The 16,628-nt window shown below is 64.0% G+C and carries 15 protein-coding genes; all 15 read right to left on the minus strand.

From position 1 onward, the window contains the following. Window positions 1–116: 116 nt before the first annotated feature. The 15 genes from IP91_RS16570 to IP91_RS16640 all read right to left on the minus strand — a co-directional run bounded on the left by IP91_RS16570 (window position 117) and on the right by IP91_RS16640 (window position 16,506). Window positions 117–1,127: an XdhC family protein gene (locus tag IP91_RS16570; RefSeq protein WP_145650173.1), complete on the minus strand. Its 1,011-nt coding sequence runs from the start codon at window positions 1,125–1,127 to the stop codon at window positions 117–119. Between the two features lie 41 nt (window positions 1,128–1,168). Next, entirely contained in the window at window positions 1,169–1,570 is a 402-nt protein-coding gene (locus tag IP91_RS16575) for a surface-adhesin E family protein (RefSeq protein WP_145650174.1), read from the minus strand. Window positions 1,571–1,572: 2 nt separating this feature from the next. Continuing rightward, on the minus strand, window positions 1,573–2,586 hold the full coding sequence (locus IP91_RS16580; RefSeq protein WP_229474537.1) for a M48 family metallopeptidase: 1,014 nt from the start codon (window positions 2,584–2,586) through the stop codon (window positions 1,573–1,575). A gap of 128 nt (window positions 2,587–2,714) precedes the next feature. After that, entirely contained in the window at window positions 2,715–3,164 is a 450-nt protein-coding gene (gene dut, locus IP91_RS16585) for a dUTP diphosphatase (RefSeq protein WP_145650176.1), read from the minus strand. A gap of 22 nt (window positions 3,165–3,186) precedes the next feature. Continuing rightward, a complete protein-coding gene (coaBC, locus tag IP91_RS16590; RefSeq protein ID WP_145650177.1) occupies window positions 3,187–4,407 on the minus strand; it encodes a bifunctional phosphopantothenoylcysteine decarboxylase/phosphopantothenate--cysteine ligase CoaBC in 1,221 nt (406 codons plus the stop codon). Between the two features lie 24 nt (window positions 4,408–4,431). Further along, window positions 4,432–4,935, minus strand: coding sequence for a signal peptidase II (lspA, locus tag IP91_RS16595; protein ID WP_145650178.1), 504 nt, complete (start codon window positions 4,933–4,935; stop codon window positions 4,432–4,434). 74 nt (window positions 4,936–5,009) lie between these two features. Further along, window positions 5,010–7,907 (minus strand): isoleucine--tRNA ligase, encoded by a 2,898-nt coding sequence (gene ileS / locus IP91_RS16600; protein ID WP_145650179.1) that lies wholly within the window; start codon window positions 7,905–7,907, stop codon window positions 5,010–5,012. A 50-nt stretch (window positions 7,908–7,957) separates the two neighbouring features. Then, window positions 7,958–8,941, minus strand: coding sequence for a bifunctional riboflavin kinase/FAD synthetase (locus IP91_RS16605; protein WP_145650180.1), 984 nt, complete (start codon window positions 8,939–8,941; stop codon window positions 7,958–7,960). Window positions 8,942–9,098: 157 nt separating this feature from the next. Further along, window positions 9,099–10,316: a tetratricopeptide repeat protein gene (locus IP91_RS16610; RefSeq protein WP_229474539.1), complete on the minus strand. Its 1,218-nt coding sequence runs from the start codon at window positions 10,314–10,316 to the stop codon at window positions 9,099–9,101. Between the two features lie 209 nt (window positions 10,317–10,525). Continuing rightward, the gene (locus tag IP91_RS16615) at window positions 10,526–10,957 is read right to left on the minus strand and encodes an ExbD/TolR family protein (RefSeq protein WP_199754615.1); all 432 of its coding nucleotides are present in this window, start codon (window positions 10,955–10,957) and stop codon (window positions 10,526–10,528) included. A 54-nt stretch (window positions 10,958–11,011) separates the two neighbouring features. Then, window positions 11,012–11,440 (minus strand): ExbD/TolR family protein, encoded by a 429-nt coding sequence (locus IP91_RS16620; RefSeq protein WP_145650181.1) that lies wholly within the window; start codon window positions 11,438–11,440, stop codon window positions 11,012–11,014. Between the two features lie 4 nt (window positions 11,441–11,444). Then, window positions 11,445–12,380 carry a MotA/TolQ/ExbB proton channel family protein gene (locus tag IP91_RS16625; protein WP_199754617.1) on the minus strand — a complete coding sequence of 312 codons (936 nt, stop codon included), beginning with the start codon at window positions 12,378–12,380 and terminating at the stop codon, window positions 11,445–11,447. 81 nt (window positions 12,381–12,461) lie between these two features. Further along, window positions 12,462–13,130, minus strand: a complete 669-nt coding sequence (locus IP91_RS16630; protein ID WP_145650273.1) for an energy transducer TonB — start codon at window positions 13,128–13,130, stop codon at window positions 12,462–12,464. Between the two features lie 566 nt (window positions 13,131–13,696). After that, on the minus strand, window positions 13,697–15,238 hold the full coding sequence (locus IP91_RS16635) for a SpoVR family protein (protein ID WP_371860626.1): 1,542 nt from the start codon (window positions 15,236–15,238) through the stop codon (window positions 13,697–13,699). Next, window positions 15,238–16,506, minus strand: a complete 1,269-nt coding sequence (locus tag IP91_RS16640; protein WP_145650183.1) for a YeaH/YhbH family protein — start codon at window positions 16,504–16,506, stop codon at window positions 15,238–15,240. The genes IP91_RS16635 and IP91_RS16640 overlap by 1 nt, the downstream gene beginning before the upstream one ends. Between the last annotated feature and the right edge of the window lie 122 nt (window positions 16,507–16,628).

A 16,628-nucleotide genomic window follows, 5' to 3' on the forward strand; every position in this document is an offset into this window, starting at 1 on the left:
GACTGTGGCAAACGTTCTCCTGCCAAGTGACTGATCAGCTCGTGTCAACTTTCGTGACTGACCCCGAAGTTGACACGAGCGCGGCTGTTAGTGCAAGCCGGATCTTGCGCGCCAATTCAGACGGCGCAGGCGGACGGCGTGGGGGCTTCGAGGGCGGCGGCGTGGTTCACCTGCAGCGACGCGGGCACGCTGTTCTTCACCGCCGTCATTTCGGCCAGGATGGAAATGGCGATCTCGGACGGCGTCTTGCTGCCGATGTACAGGCCGATCGGGCCGTGCAGCCGGTCCAGCTGGGCGGGCGACAGGTCGAAGTGTTCTGCCAGGCGGGCGCGCCGCTTGGCGTTGTTCACGCGCGAGCCGATGGCGCCCACGTAGAACGCCTCCGACTTCAGCGCCTCCATCAGCGCCAGGTCGTCCAGCTTCGGATCGTGCGTGAGGGCGACGACGGCGCTGCGCTGGTCCAGCTGCATGTCGGCGACGAGGTCGTCCGGCATCGCGTGCACCAGCGCCACGTCCGGCAGCGTCCAGCCGGCGCGGTATTCCTCGCGCGGGTCGCAGACGGTGACGTGGTAATCCATCGCCGTGGCGATCTGGGCGACGAAGCGCGACAGCTGGCCGGCGCCGATGATCAGCAGGCGCCAGCGCGGGCCGTGCTGCGTGACGAGCGTGTCATCCGCCAGTGTCAGCACATTGGCCGACGTGGCCTTGCCCAGTTCCACGGCGCCCGTGCGCAGGTCCAGGTGGCGTTCCACCAGCTGGTGCTGCTCCAGGCGCTGCAGCAGCTCGGCGATGCGACTGCGTTCGTCCAGCGGCTCGATGGCCAGTTCGATGGTGCCGCCGCAGGGCAGGCCGAAGCGGTGCGCTTCGTCGGCCGTGATGCCGTAGCTGACGATGTCCGGCAGCGCGCGCGTGATGCCTTCGCGCCGCACGCGGTCGATCAGGTCGTCTTCGATGCAGCCGCCGGAAACGGAGCCGACGACGCGGCCGTCGTCGCAGATGGCCAGCGTGGCGCCGATCGGGCGCGGGCTGGAGCCCCAGGTCTTGATGACGGTGACGAGTTCGCAGCGGTGTCCCGCGGCGATCCAGGCGGCGCTGGTCTTGAGTACTTCGAGGTCGATGCTATCCATGCAACGACTATACTATGCGGCCGCGTTTCGCGTCGCCGGACTCAGTGTTTCCGGCCGCAGACGGCGACCATGGCTTCGGCGTAGCGGCTGCCCGCTTCGACCGTTTCGGCATCGAACGCTTCGTACTTGTAGGTGCCCACGGCTTCGCCCTTGCCCATCGCCTCGGGATAGAAAGTCTGCGCCTGCAGGGTCACGCTGCGCGCCGCGCAGTCGTACAGGTGCAGCGCCTTCACGGAGAGGTACTGCTTGCCGTCCGGCGCCGTCTGCGGTTTGCCGAACGATTCCAGCGTGGCCGCGCGGCGGCCGTCGTCGCCCCGCCTGATGGAGGCCTTGTCGAGGTAGACGGCGCTGTCCGGCGTGCTGCCGGCGCGGGTCCATGCTGCCGCGTGCGCCAGGGCGGGCAGGGCGCACAGCAGCAGGACGGCGCGCTGTACCCTGCTCATGCTCACGGTACCAGCGGCTTCTTGGCGGCCTGCTTCGCCTTCACGGCGGGAATTGCCCGGTCGAGTGCCATCAGGCGCGGGCCCACGTTCGGGTGCAGGGCCACGTAGCCGTTCTGCACGGACGCCGGATACTGCGCGGCCAGCTTCTGCCAGAACGCCTTGTAGCGGTCGATGCCGTAGCCGGCGCGCACCAGCATGTACAGGGCCAGGTTGTCGGCGGCGATTTCCATGTCGGCCGACAGGGGACGGATGCCGGCCGTCCCGGTCAGCATCGTCTGGTCCGGCTGGACGCGCGTGACGTTGTCGATGACGGCGCCGATGGCGGCCGTGTTGCGCGACGCGGCCGCGTGGCCCAGCACGTTGTGGGCGATGTCCTTGGCCAGCACGTAGGCGATGGTTTCGTCGTTCTGCGCGAAGTTGATCATGCCGCGCGTGACGGAGATGCGCGCGCCGTCCGCATACGAATTGACGTTGTCCGAGTTGCCCAGGTCGATGCGCATCGCGCAGGCCCGCGTGACGGGCACCTTCAGCACCTGCGTGCTGCCATCGCGCGAGATCGTCATCGACAACTGCGTGCGGCTCGAGACGAGCGGACCGAACACGGAGGCCGCGCCCGTTTCCGCGCCGGCGCCGGTGGGCAGCGCCTTGCCGTCGGCGGCGATCAGGCCGTCACCCTTGCGCAGGCCGGCCCGCGCCGCGCCGCTGCCGGCCAGCACGCCGGACACCTGCAGCATGTCGCCATACCCCAGCACCGCGGCGGAAGCATCCGCGTATTCGCCCGGGTAGGACCACTTGTTCTTGGCCGTGAAACCGAGCAGCCCGCGCGCCTGCGTGCGGCACAGTTCCACGTTGTTGATCAACAGGGGCGCGGCCACGCGGTACAGGCGGTCCTGCTGCGTGACGACGCTGCGCAGCGTGTCGCGCGCGGCCTGCATGCGCGGCGTGACCACCTGTGCTTCGGGCAGCGGGGCCTGCGTGGTTGCGGGCGCGTCCTGCGACGCGGGAGGGAGGGGCACCGTGGCGCAGGCCGAGAGAAGCGAAGCCGCAGCCAGGGCGGTCAGGGCTGACCGCGTATGAGGGGACGTGCGTGGTGTAACGGTTCCTGCCATAGATCCTTCCCGAGTGTTTGTTGCGCCGCTGCCGGTCACTGGCTGCCGGTGCTGCCGAAGCCACCCGCGCCGCGTTCGCTGGCACCGAATTCCTCCACCACATTGAAGCCCACCTGCAGCACGGGGACGACGACCAGCTGCGCCAGCCGGTCCATCGGTTGCAGGGTGAAACTGGCCTGGCCGCGATTCCACGTGGAGATCATCAGCTGGCCCTGGTAATCGGAGTCGATCAAGCCTACCAGATTCCCCAGCACAATGCCGTTCTTGTGGCCCATGCCGCTGCGCGGCAGGATCATCGCCGCGTAGCCCGGATCGGCCAGGTGGATCGCCAGGCCGGTGGGCACGAGGACTGTCTGGCCCGGCGCGATCGTCAGCGGCGCATCGATGCAGGCGCGCAGGTCGAGGCCGGCGCTGCCTTCGGTTGCATAGGCCGGCAGCTGGTCGTGCATGCGCGGGTCGAGGATCTTGACGTCGATGGTTTTCATTTTTCTCTGGTGCCTGCTGCTCTTACTGGAACAGCGATTGCGAGTTGATGCGCTTGGAAATTTCGGAAATCAGCTGGCGCGCCAGCGTGAGCTTGTCGGCACGGGGCAGCAGCGTGTGGCCCTGGTCGTCGAACAGCACGATCTCGTTGTCGTCCGCGCCGAAGGTGTGGTGGCCGATATTGCCGACCAGTAGAGGGATGCCCTTGCGTTCGCGCTTGGCCGCGCCGTACTCCATCAGGTTCTCCGACTCGGCGGCAAAGCCCACGCAGTAGGGATGGCCGGCCAGCGTGGTGCGCGCGGCGATGGTGGCCAGGATGTCCGGGTTCTGTTCGAATTCAATGCGGGGAGCGCCACCATCCTCGGTCTTCTTGACCTTCTGCGTGCTGGGGTTCGTCACGCGCCAGTCCGCCACGGCGGCCACCGCCACGAACACGTGCTGGCCGTCGATGCTGCGGTTCACCGCATCCATCATCTGCTGCGCGGTCTGCACGTCGATGCGGGTGACGCCATGCGGCGTGGCCAGCGCAGTGGGACCGGAGATCAGCGTGACGTCGGCCCCCGCTTCACGCGCCGCGCGGGCCACCGCATAGCCCATCTTGCCGGACGACAGATTGGTGATGCCGCGCACCGGATCGATGGGCTCGAAGGTGGGGCCGGCCGTGATCAGAAGGCGCTTGCCGGCCAATACCTTCGGCTGGAAGGCGGCGACGATTTCTTCGCACAGTTCCGCCGGTTCCAGCATGCGGCCCATGCCCACTTCGCCGCAGGCCTGGTCGCCGGCCGCCGGGCCGAGGATGCAGATGCCGTCGTCGCGCAGCTGCTGCACATTGCGCTGCGTGGCCGGGTTGGTCCACATCTCCACGTTCATCGCCGGTGCGACCAGCAACGGTACATGCCGCGGACGCGCGATGCACAGCGTCGACAGCAGATCGTCGCAGGCGCCGTGCGCCAGCTTGCGGATGAAGTCCGTGGAGCAGGGCGCGATGACGATCGCATCGGCGTCGCGCGTGACGTCGATGTGGGCCATGTTGTTGGCCACGCGCGGGTCCCACTGGTCCGTGTAGACGGGCCGGCCGGACAGCGCCTGCATCGTCACGGCCGTGATGAAGTGCGTGGCCGCTTCCGTCATCACCACCTGCACGGCAGCGCCTTCCCTGCCCAGCGCGCGGCACAGTTCCGCGACCTTGTAGCAGGCCACGCCGCCCGTCAGGCCCAGGACGATTTTCTTGCCGGTCAGTTGCATGCTGGCTCCCGCGATGGTTGGACGTTAGCGGTTCACGCGGCGCAGTTCGTCGAGGATGAACAGCGCGGCACCGATGCAGATCGCCGAATCGGCGACATTGAAGGCCGGGAAGTGGCCCAGGCCGCGCCAGTGGAAGTCCAGGAAGTCGATCACGTGGCCATGCACCACGCGGTCGATCACGTTGCCCACCGCGCCGCCCAGGATCAGCGCGAGCGCCCAGCAGAACATGCGCTGGCCGGCGTGCTTGCGCAGCAGCCAGACGATGTACAGCGCCGCGCCGATGCCCACGGCCGTGAAGAAGTGGCGCTGCCAGCCGCCGCGATCGGCCAGGAAGCTGAACGCGGCGCCCTTGTTATAGGCCAGCACCAGGTTGAAGAAGCTGGTGACGACGAGTTCCTCGCCATACGTGAACAGCTTTTCGATGGTGATCTTGGTCAGCTGGTCGAGCAGGATGACGACGGCGGCGATGCCCAGCCAGGGCGTCATGCTGGCGGAATTGCTGGAGAAGGTTTTTTTGCTTTTGGCCATGGTCTTGTTGTTGTGGGTTCGGACCATGGCCGCGCACGAGGCGCGGCCATGCATGGTGGTTCAGCGCCTGCCGGTCAGGCGTACTTGCGCACTTCGCCCGGTCCGAACAGGTTGCTGTAGCAGCGGCCGCACAGCGTCGGATGGTCGGCATGCGCGCCCACGTCGGCGCGGTAGTGCCAGCAGCGCTCGCACTTCGCTTCGTTCGAGGCGGCCACGTTCACCGCTTCGTCCGTTTCGGCCGCCACTTCGGTTGCCCTGGCGAGCGACGTGATGAACACGAACTTCAGGTCGTCTTCCAGGCTGGCCAGCAGGCGGTACTTCTCGCCGGCAGCCTTCACTTCCAGCTCGGCCTGCAGCGACGAGCCGATGGCGCCGGAACCGCGCAGGTCTTCCAGCTGCTTCGTCACGTCGGCACGCACGGACAGGATCACGCCATACTTGGCCAGCAGCGCCTCCGCGTCGGCAATGGCCGGCAGCTCCCAGAACGTCTGCGTGTAGATCGTCTCGTCGCTGGCGGCGAACTGCTCGGCGCCGGCAAACATGGCCCACGCTTCTTCAACCGTGAACGACAGCACCGGGGCCAGCAAACGCAGCAGGCTTTGCGTGATGTGCCACAGCGCCGTCTGCGCCGAACGGCGCGCGCGCGAATCGACGGCCGTCGTGTACAGGCGGTCCTTCAGGATGTCCAGGTAGAAGCCGCCCAGGTCTTCCGAGCAGTAGTTCTGCAATTTCGCGATCACCGGCTGGAATTCGTAGTGCTCGAAGTGCTTCAGGGCCGTGGCCTGCAGCACCGCCAGGTTGGCCAGTGCGTAGCGGTCCGTTTCCAGCAGCTGGTCGACGGGCACGGCATGCGTCTTCGGATCGAAGTCCGACGTGTTCGCCAGCAGGAAGCGCAGCGTGTTGCGCAGGCGGCGGTATGATTCCGTCACGCGTTTCAGGATCTCGTCCGAGATCGACAGCTCGCCCGTGTAGTCGGTCGAGGCGACCCACAGGCGCAGGATGTCGGCGCCCAGCGTGTCGGAGATCTTCTGCGGCGCCAGCGTGTTGCCGAGCGACTTCGACATCTTCTTGCCTTCGCCATCGACGGTGAAGCCGTGCGTCAGCAGCGCCTTGTACGGCGGGCGGCCATTGAGCATCGAGGAGGTCAGCAGCGAGGAGTGGAACCAGCCACGGTGCTGGTCCGAGCCTTCCAGGTACAGGTCCGCCGGGAAGGCCGATTGTTCGGCGTGCGAGCCGCGCAGCACCGTCTGGTGCGTGGAGCCGGAGTCGAACCACACGTCCAGCGTGTCCTTGTTCTTCACGTAGTTCGCCGCGTCGTCGCCCAGCAGTTCCTGCGGGTCCAGCGCCAGCCAGGCGTCGATGCCGCCTTTTTCGATACGCTGCGCCACCTGTTCCAGCAGTTCGGCCGTGCGCGGATGCAGCTCGCCGGTTTCCTTGTGCACGAAGAAGGCCATCGGCACGCCCCACTGGCGCTGGCGCGACAGCGTCCAGTCGGGCCGGTTGGCGATCATGCCGTGCAGGCGCGCCTTGCCCCAGTCCGGGAAGAACTGCGTGGCCTCGATGCCTTCCAGCGCCGTTTCGCGCAGGGTGGAACCGCCGTCGATCGGCTGCACGTCCATGCCGGCGAACCACTGCGACGTGGCGCGGTAGACGATCGGCGTCTTGTGGCGCCAGCAGTGCATGTAGCTGTGGTCGAACATCTTCAGTTCGAACAGGGCGCCCGCTTCGCGCAGCGCCTCGCAGATCGGCTTCGACGCTTCCCAGATCGTCAGGCCACCGAACAGCGGCAGCGTGGACGCGTAGCGGCCGTCGCCCATCACCGGGGTCAGCATCTCGTCGTCCTTCATGCCGTGCTGGCGGCAGGAGATGAAGTCGTCCAGGCCGTAGGCGGGCGCGGAGTGCACGATGCCGGTGCCGCTGTCGGTCGTCACGTAATCGGCCAGGTAGACGGGCGAGTAGCGGTCGTAGAACGCGTCGCGCGCATGCAGGGGGTGCTTGAAGCGGATGTTTTCCAGCTGCGCGCCGGTGGTCGTGGCGATCACCTTGCCTTCCAGCTTGTAGCGCTGCAGGGCGGATTCGACCAGGTCCTGCGCCAGGATCAGCAGCAGAGGCTCGCCATCACGGTTCGTTTCAACGAGTGCGTACGTCACTTCCGGGTGCACGTTCAGCGCCTGGTTGGACGGGATGGTCCATGGCGTCGTGGTCCAGATGACGATGAAACCGTTGTTGGTGGACAGGGCAGGTAGGCCGAAGGCGGCCGCCAGTTTTTCCGGCTCGGCAAACGGGAAGCCGACGTCGATCGCCGGGTCGCGCTTGTCCTGGTATTCCACTTCCGCTTCGGCCAGCGCCGAGCCGCAGTCGAAGCACCAGTTCACCGGCTTCAGGCCGCGGTACACATAGCCCTTTTCCAGCAGCTTGCCGAGCGCGCGCAGTTCGTCCGCCTCGTTCCCGTAGGCCATCGTCATGTACGGGTTGTCCCATTCGCCCAGCACGCCCAGGCGGATGAAGCCGGCGCGCTGGCGGTCGATCTGGTCGAGCGCGTAGGCGCGGGCCTTCGTCAGCACCTCGGCCGTCGGCAGGTTCTTGCCGTACAGTTTTTCGATCTGGATCTCGATCGGCATGCCGTGGCAGTCCCAGCCCGGCACATACGGCGCATCGAAGCCGGCCAGCGTGCGCGACTTGACGACGATGTCCTTCAGGATCTTGTTGACGGCGTGGCCCAGGTGGATGTCGCCGTTGGCGTACGGCGGGCCGTCATGCAGGATGAATTTCGGACGGCCCTTGGCGGCCTTGCGAACGCGTTCGTAGACCTTCTTCTGCTGCCATTGCTGGACCCAGTTCGGCTCGCGCTTGGCGAGGTCGCCGCGCATCGGGAACGGGGTGTCGGTCATGTTGACCGGGTACTTGCTGGCCGCCTTGGTGTGGCCCTTGCCGGCATCTTTGCCGGGCTTGCTTGCGGTGTTGTCGGACATGGGAATCTTCAAATGATCAATCGGTGAGTGACAGTGCCGGGCGCTGTCGCTCAAATTCGGTCGGTGGCGCTTTTCGGCGCGCTGCGCGGTGCCGTGCGTGCGTGGAAGAAGGCGCGGGCGATGGCCGCGTCGCGGTCGATCGCCTCGGTGAGGGTCTGCAGGTCGACGAATTTTTCCTCGTCGCGGATCTTCTGCAGGAATTCCACCTGCACGCGGCGGCCGTAGCAATTGGCGGCGAAGTCGAACACGTGCACTTCGAGCAGCACGCGGCCCGCATCGACGACGGTGGGGCGCACGCCCAGGCTGGCCACGGCAGGCAGCGGGCCATCGGCCAGGCCATGCACCTGCACGATGAAGATGCCGGACAGGGCAGGGCGGTGCGGCACGCGCAGGTTCAGCGTGGGATAGCCCAGGGTGCGGCCCAGCTTCTGGCCATGCACCACATGGCCGGAAATCGAATACGGGTGGCCCAGCAGCTGCTCGGCGCGGTCGAAGGCGCCGTCGTGCAGGGCCGCGCGCACGGCGGACGAGGAGATGCGCGTGTCGCCGTTCATCACGGTGGGCAGCGTCTCGACCTGGAAGCCGTAGCGGCGGCCCGCCTCGTGCAGCATCGCCACCGTGCCGGCGCGCCGGGCGCCGTAGCAGAAGTCGTCGCCCACCATCAGCCACTTCACGTGCAGGCCGTCGACCAGCACGCGTTCGGTGAATTCCTGCGGGGTGAGGGCGGCAAAGCTGTCCGAGAAATGTTCGACGATGACGCGGTCGATGCCGTTGTCGCCCAGCGAGGCCAGCTTGTCGCGCAGGTTGGCGATGCGCGGCGGCGCCTTCGACGGGTCGTTCAGCTTCTGGGCAAAGAATTCGCGCGGATGGGGCTCGAACGTCATCACGGCCGCTTCCAGTCCCAGCTGCGAGGCGGCAGCGCGCACGCGGGCCAGCAGCGCCTGGTGGCCGCGGTGGACGCCGTCGAAATTGCCGATCGTGAGGGCACAGGGCGCGCGCGCCGCTGCGTTGGGAAGTCCGCGAAATACCTTCATGAGAGATCGAAATCCATTGCCTGAACCAGCGATTATACGGACTGTTTTACAGATTCACATGGGAAATGGCCCCGTCCGCCGGAGCGGCCGGCTGCCGGACGAAAAAAAACGCCGCCTGCAGGGCAGACGGCGCTTTCGGCATGGCCTGCGTAAAAGCTTAGGCCTTGTTGATGTACAGGAGCCAGTAGCGGGCCAGGTCGGCTTCGCCGGCGGTGCCCTTGACGGCTTTCAGTGCCGTCACGGCCTGCGCCTTCTTGCCGGCCTTGAACAGGGCGATACCGTAGTGCAGCTTCTGCTCTTCCGGACGACGGGCCGTGCCCAGCTTCATGCCCTGGTCCATCAGTGCAATGCCCTTGTCGGCATTGCCGCCGGAGACCAGTGCGTAACCCATGTTGAACAGGCCGTCGGAATCCTTTTCCTTGATCAGCGTGGCTTCCTGGGTGGCCTGGTTGGCCGTGTTGTCGGCCTGCGTCTTGGTCGCCAGGTCCTTCAGGCGCTGGTGACGCGGCGCATCCGTGCCGGTGCCCAGCGCGCCGACCTTGTAGCCCTGGTCGATGATCTTGATGGCTTCCGGTGCGTTGCCGGCCTGCAGGGCCAGCTGGGCCATTTCCATGAACTCGGCCGGCTTCTTCAGCTGGTTCAGGGCCAGGCGCAGGCGCAGCACGTCCAGGTTCAGCGTGCGCGAGAAGCCAGGCTTGCCCTGTACGCGGTTCAGCAGGTCGGCCCAGTAGCTTTCCTTCGGATAGCTGCCGGCCAGCTTTTCCAGGGTGGCCACGTAACCGGCCTTGTCGTTCTGCTTGAGCTGGATGTTGGCCAGCATCTGCAGGCTTTCTTCCGACTGCTTGCCGTTCTTCAGCGCGGCGGCGGCTTCGTTGTAGCGGCCGCTGATGTAGTAGGTCTGCGTGAGCAGCTGCTGCATCGCCGTGTTGTTCGGATTGTCCTTCAGCACGCCCTGGATGGCGGTGATGGCTTTCGGGTAGTCCTTGGCGCGGTAGTACATGCCGGCCAGGCCTTCGTTGAATTTCACTTTTTCGCTGGCCGGCGTGCGGCTCGAAGCGATCAGGGCCTCGAACGACTTGGCGGCCACGGCGGTGTCGCCAGCGGTGGCGGCGGCGGAGGCGCGCACGCGTTCGATCTGGTACTTCTCGAAATCGGTCTTGTTGCCGACATTGTCGGCGTCTTTCAATTTGGCCAGCGCTTCACGGGCTTTGCCGGCGCCGAGCAGGCGCTGGGCTTCCTGCAGGGGCTTGCCCACATCGGCGCGAACCGTGTCGGCGGCGTGCGCGGCGGACACCAGGCCAGCCAGCGGCGCGCCAGCGGTGAAACCGACGGCGGCCATCACCAGGCCGAGATGGGCGAGACGGAACTTGGACATATGCGAGCTTCTTTCATTAAAAAACAAGAACAGGCAGCATAACCCGCCTATCGGGGAAAATAAAGGGCCGTACTCTTGAGTTCGTCCCTGCGGCTGTTCCAGCGTCGGGAAGGGGCGCGAAAAACGGTCGCCCTAACAAAAATCGCGGTACCGAAGTACCGCGATTTTCATGTGTCGCCAGGACACCGGGCCATCACCAGCAATGCCTCTTACTGGAACTGCTCGTTGCCGACCAGGCCGATCTTCGTCACGCCCAGGCGCTGGGCCGAAGCCATCACGCCTGCCACGGCCGCGTACTCGACCAGCTTGTTGGGACGCAGGTGCACTTCCGGCTGGTCAGCCTGTGCAGCCACGGCCATCAGCTTCTGTTCCAGGCTGGCGCGGTCCGGAATGGCAGCGCCATCCCACAGGATCGTGCCATCGAAGTCCACGTCGATCGTCACGACGACCGGTTCGGTCGTCGGTGGCGGCGGCGTGCCCACCGGCATGTTCAGGTTCACCGAGTGGTTGGCCTTCGGGATCGTAATAATCAGCATAATGATCAGCACCAGCATCACGTCGATGAGCGGTGTCATGTTCATTTCCATCATTGGTTCCGGATCTGCAGCTGGGCCGCCTCCCGAACCGACATTCATACTCATGGGTGTGTTCCTTATAGAAGACTGCCCGGCCAAACCGCTGGCCGGGCAGGTGCTTTACACCTTGTCAGGCGGTTCGGTAATGAAACCGACCTTCTGGATGCCAGCGCGCTGGGTGGTGAAGATGACGCGGCCGATGGACTCGTACTTGGCTTCCTTGTCGCCACGCACATGCACTTCCGGCTGCGGCAGCTTGACCGCCTCGACCTTCAGAAAATCGAACAACTCATTCGTGTCCCGCATTTTCTTCTGATTCCAGTAGATGTCACCATCCTTGTTGACGACGATGTTGACATTTTCCGGCTTCGTCTGGATCGCCTGGTTGATCTCTTCCGGCAGAGCAATCTTCTGCAGTTTGAGAACGACCGGGCTGGTGATCAGGAAAATAATCAGCAGAACCAACATGATGTCCACGAGGGGCGTCGTATTGATCTCTGACATTACCTGGTCTTCACCTCCGCTATCGTTGCCTACGGACATCGACATAGTATTAGCCTACTTTTTTGGCAGTGCGAGCTGCGGAATCAGCGGTGGACATGGCGCCCGAGATCAGCACGGAGTGCACGTCAGCGGAGAACGAACGCACGTCTTCCATGACGGTCTTGTTACGACGCACCAGCCAGTTGTAACCCAGAACGGCAGGAACTGCGACTGCCAGACCGAATGCCGTCATGATCAGTGCTTCACCGACCGGACCTGCAACCTTGTCGATCGACGCGTTACCGGTCATACCGATGTTGGTCAGTGCACCGTAAATACCCCACACCGTACCGAACAGACCAATGAACGGTGCCGTGGAACCAACCGTTGCCAGGAACGACAGGCCGTCCTGCAGGCGCGATTGGACCTTGTCGACAGCGCGCTGGATGGCGCTCGTCACCCAGGTGGACAGATCGATCTGTTCCAGCAGGGCGCCGTCGTGGTGGGCGGTGGCTTTCGTGCCCGATTCGGCGATGAAGCGGAATGGCGAGCCTTCGGCCAGGGTGGTGGTGCCGGCGGCGATCGACGACGATTTCCAGAATTTAGCGGAAGCTTCTTTGGCTTGACGCATGATCTTCATCTGGTCGATCAGTTTGGTGATGATGATGTACCACGAGCCGATCGACATGATCGACATGATGACGATCGTGCCGCGGGCAACCCAGCCCGATTCCCACACTGCCTTGATGCCGAACGGGTTTTCCACTTCTTCTTTACCTGCAGGCGCGCCAGCTGCTGCTGGTGCTGCTGCGTCGGCTGCCGGGGCTACTGCTGCGTCGGCTGCCGGTGCTGCGGCCGCATCCGCTGCCGGCGCTGCTGCAGGTGCGTCAGCGGCTGCCGCGGCAGGAGCGTCGGCCATGGCCGGCGCGCTCACCAGGGCGGTTGCTGCGGTCACCGAGAACAGCACAGCGGCCAGTACAGCGGACAAACGGGTATTCTTAAACATGCTTCCTCCAAATTGATAAAAGATCAGTTCGCTGAACGTAACGACAACGAATATTACTAGATGAGACGATGCTGTCTCGGGTTATTCCAGCGTCCAGACGTATTGCATTTGCATCCACGCTTGTTCCGGCTTGCCGTCAACCATGGTCGGCTTGAACTTGCACTTGCCGATACCATTCACCGCAGCTTTATCGAGATCCCTAAAGCCACTGGATTTCACAATCTTGGAGTCGGCCACGCGACCGTCGACCCCAATCAGGAACGATAAGGTTACCGTACCCGTTTCTTCGTTACGCAGCGACGACTTCGGCCATTCCGGCTTGGCGCAGGTGCTGAAATCAGCCACTGCGGCAACACGGACGGACTGGGCCGGAGGCGCAGGCGGTGCTGGCGGCGCTGGCGGTGCCGGCGGTGCCGGTTTTGCCAGTTCGTTCGTCGCCGGCTTCTGGTTCGTCGCGTTCTGGATGACGTTCTGCGGCGGCGGCGGTTGCTGCACGTTGACTTCAACCGGCGGAATGAACGGCGGTGGTGGTGCCTTCATTTCCGGAGGTGGCGGCGGCGGTGGCAGTTCCTGCGGCGGAGGTGGGGCGACCTCTTCGATGATCTTGGTCTCCACCGGCTCGATCATCTTGTTGATCATCTTCTTGCCCAGGCCGGAGACGATCCCGTAAGCAGCCAAAATGTGCAAGGCCACTACTACCACGATGCCGGTATAGTTCTTTTTGACCTTCCCGTTATCACTAAAATTCATGCCTGCTTTCTCCAATACCTACTCTACTTAAACCCCAAAAATGGCGACACAAAGCTACAGCCGCATCCGGGACGTCGGCGAATTATACATACGAATTCTTCATTTTTGCATAGAATTTTGACCTCGAAAAACCGGTTAAATTTCATGCGCTTAGCCGCATCTACGCACCGTTCCGGCGCCCATTGTGGGGCATCGGGCGCTACGGTTGTGCAGGCAGTGCGGGCACTGCAAGGAAGTTTTTCGATCGCCATCCAAAACTGAATTTTCTAAGTGCTAGACCCCCTATTGCTAAAATAAATTTGGTATCGGCACCTTGTTTTTTCAAAACGTGGCCACCATACCTCCCCCGGTCCAGTATATGCAATTTACGTGCGCGGTGGCGCGCGGGCCTGTAAAAAGTATCTCCTTGAAACTTCACTACAAGTCATGGGCGGCGACAGCGAGCTGGTCGGGCCGGCTCACAGGTGGTCAGACCAATAATGAACTGCCTGTGGAGAGGGTTTCAATCAGAAAGTTGATTGTTTGGACGAGCCGCGGCCCTGGCGCCAGCGCCGGGGCCGTTCTCCTCAGATGAAGCGGCCGCGCTTCTCGCGCTTGCACTCGAGGGTGCTGATCAGCTTGCCCTCCGGCGAGACGGTATCGAGATGCACGTCGAAGCCCCACAGGCGCGCCACGTGTTTGAGTACCTCGTGGGCCTGCTGGTTCAATGGGCGGCGGTTGAACTGCGTATGCCGCAGGGTGAGGGCGCGGTCGTCCCGCGTGTTGACGGACCAGACCTGGATGTTCGGTTCGCGGTTGCCCAGGTTGTACTGGTCCGCCAGCTGCTGGCGCACGTAGCGGTAGCCCATCTCGTCGTGGATGGCCGAGACGGACAGTTTTTCGTTACGGTCATCGTCCAGGACAGCGAAGAAGTGGAACTCGCGGATCAGCCGCGGCGACAGGTACTGGGCGATGAAGCTCTCGTCCTTGAAGTTGCGCATTGCGAAGTCGAGCGTCTTCTTCCAGTCGCTGCCGGCGATGTCGGGGAACCATTCGCGGTCCTCGGCCGTGGGGTTCTCGCAGATGCGGCGGATGTCCGTCATCATCGCGAACCCAAGGGCATACGGATTGATGCCGTTGTAATAGGGACTGTGCACGGGCGGCTGGTACACCACGTTCGTGTGGCTCTTCAGGAATTCCATCATGAAGCCGTCGCCGATCACGCCTTCGTCATACAGCTGGTTCAGGATCGTGTAGTGCCAGAACGTGGCCCAGCCTTCGTTCATCACCTGGGTCTGGCGCTGCGGATAGAAGTACTGCGAGATCTTGCGCACGATGCGCACCAGCTCGCGCTGCCAAGGTTCCAGCAGCGGCGCATACTTTTCGATGAAGTACAGCAGGTTCTCTTCCGGCTCGACGGGGAAGCGGGCAGGGGCCTGGGCCACGGCCTCTTCTTCCGCGCGCTTCGGCACCGTGCGCCACAATTCGTTGAGCTGCGACTGCAGGTAATCCTCGCGCTCGCGCTGGCGGTGCTTCTCCTGGGCCAGCGACAGCTTGGCCGGCCGTTTGTAGCGGTCCACGCCGTAGTGCTGGATCGCATGGCAGGAATCGAGCAGCAGCTCGACGGCATCGATGCCGTGCCGCTGCTCGCATTCGGCGATATAGTTTTTCGCGAACACCATGTAGTCGACGATCGCCTCGGCATCCGTCCAGGTGCGGAACAGGTAGTTCCCCTTGAAGAAGGAGTTGTGGCCATAGGCCGCATGGGCGATCACCAGCGCCTGCATCGTCAGGCTGTTTTCCTCCATCAGGTAGGCGATGCAGGGATTGCTGTTGATGACGATCTCGTAGGCCAGCCCCATCTGGCCGCGCTTGTAGCCCTTCTCGGTGGCGAGGAAGTGCTTGCCGAACGACCAGTGGTTGTACGAGACGGGCATGCCGACGGAAGTGTAGGCATCCATCATCTGCTCGGCCGAGATGATTTCCAGCTGGTTCGGATAGGTGTCGAGGCCGAAGCTCTCGGCCACGCGGCGGATTTCCTCGTGGGCCTGCTCGATCAGCTCGAAGGTCCACTCCGACTGCTCCGGCAGCGCACGGGGATGCGGCGGTCGTTTCGTCATCTGGTTCATTATTTCGGCTGCTTCTTGAACAGTTCACGGAACACCGGATAGATGTCGGCCGGCGTGACTATCTTCTGCATGGCGAAGTGCTGGTGGTGATCGGGCACCTGCGCATACTGTTCCCACAGGTTCTGCGCCGGGCCATCGGTGATCTCCACGTACGTGTAGTACTGCACCTTCGGCATGATGGTGTTGGTGAGCAGCTGGCGGCACAGCACCGAGTCGTTGTCCCAGTTGTCGCCGTCGGACGCCTGGGCCACGTAGCTGTTCCACTGGCCCGCGCCATAGCGCTCGTCGATGATCTTGTTCAGCAGGTTCAGCGCGGACGACACGACGGTGCCGCCCGACTCGCGCGAGTGGAAGAACTCGTGCTCGTCGACCTCGGCCGCGGCCGTGTGGTGGCGGATGAAGACGACCTCGATCTTGTCGTACACGCGCTTGAGGAACAGGTACAGCAGGATGAAGAAGCGCTTGGCCGTGTCCTTGCGGCCCTCGTCCATCGAGCCGGACACATCCATGATGCAGAACATCACGGCCTGCGTCATCGGTTTCGGGATCTTGATGCGGTTGCTGTAGCGCAGGTCGAACGGGTCGATGTAGGGGATGGCCAGCAGGCGTGTGTGCAGCGCGTGGATCTTCTTCTTCAGCTCGACGACGTGGTGATCGTCCAGCGGCGCGCCGTCCAGCAGCAGCGCCTCCAGTTCCTGCTCGGCCTCGGCCAGCGCCTTGCGCGACGAGCCGCCGACGGCGATGCGCCGCCCCAGCGCACCGCGCAGCGAGCGCAGCACGTGGATATTGCTGGGCGTGCCCGACACCGTGTAGCCGGCGCGCTGGCTCTTGAAGTCGGTGGTGGCGGTGAGCTGGGTCTTGACGAGGTTGGGCAGTTCCAGGTCTTCGAAGAAGTAGTTCATGAATTCTTCGCGCGACAGTTCGAAGATGAAGTCGTCCTCGCTCGTCTGGTCGCTGTTGCCGGCCTTGCCGCGGCCGCCACCGCCGCCGCCTTTCGGCCGGGCGATCTGGTCGCCCTTGGCGTATTCCTGGTTGCCGGGATTGACGACTTCCCACACGCCGCCATGGGCATGGCCGAAGCTCGGCTCGTTCACGTCCTTGACGGGAATCGAGACCTTCTCGCCATTTTCGATGTCGGTGATGGAACGGCCCTTGATGGCGCGCCCGACCGCGTCCTTGATCTGGGCCTTGTAGCGCCGCAGGAACCGTTCGCGGTTGACCGCGGACTTGTTTTTGCCCTGCAAACGACGGTCGATAAGGTAAGCCATATCACTCCTGCTGCCTGGAACGCGGCCGGCCCGCCAGGCGCGGCGTGTTCCCTTTGCAATGAATCCGGCGCCGCGGCCGGGTGGCAGGCTTCACAGGCCTGCACGGCCGCCGCTTTCACGGA

Source organism: Pseudoduganella lurida, assembly GCF_007830455.1.
Classification (GTDB): domain Bacteria; phylum Pseudomonadota; class Gammaproteobacteria; order Burkholderiales; family Burkholderiaceae_D; genus Rugamonas; species Rugamonas lurida.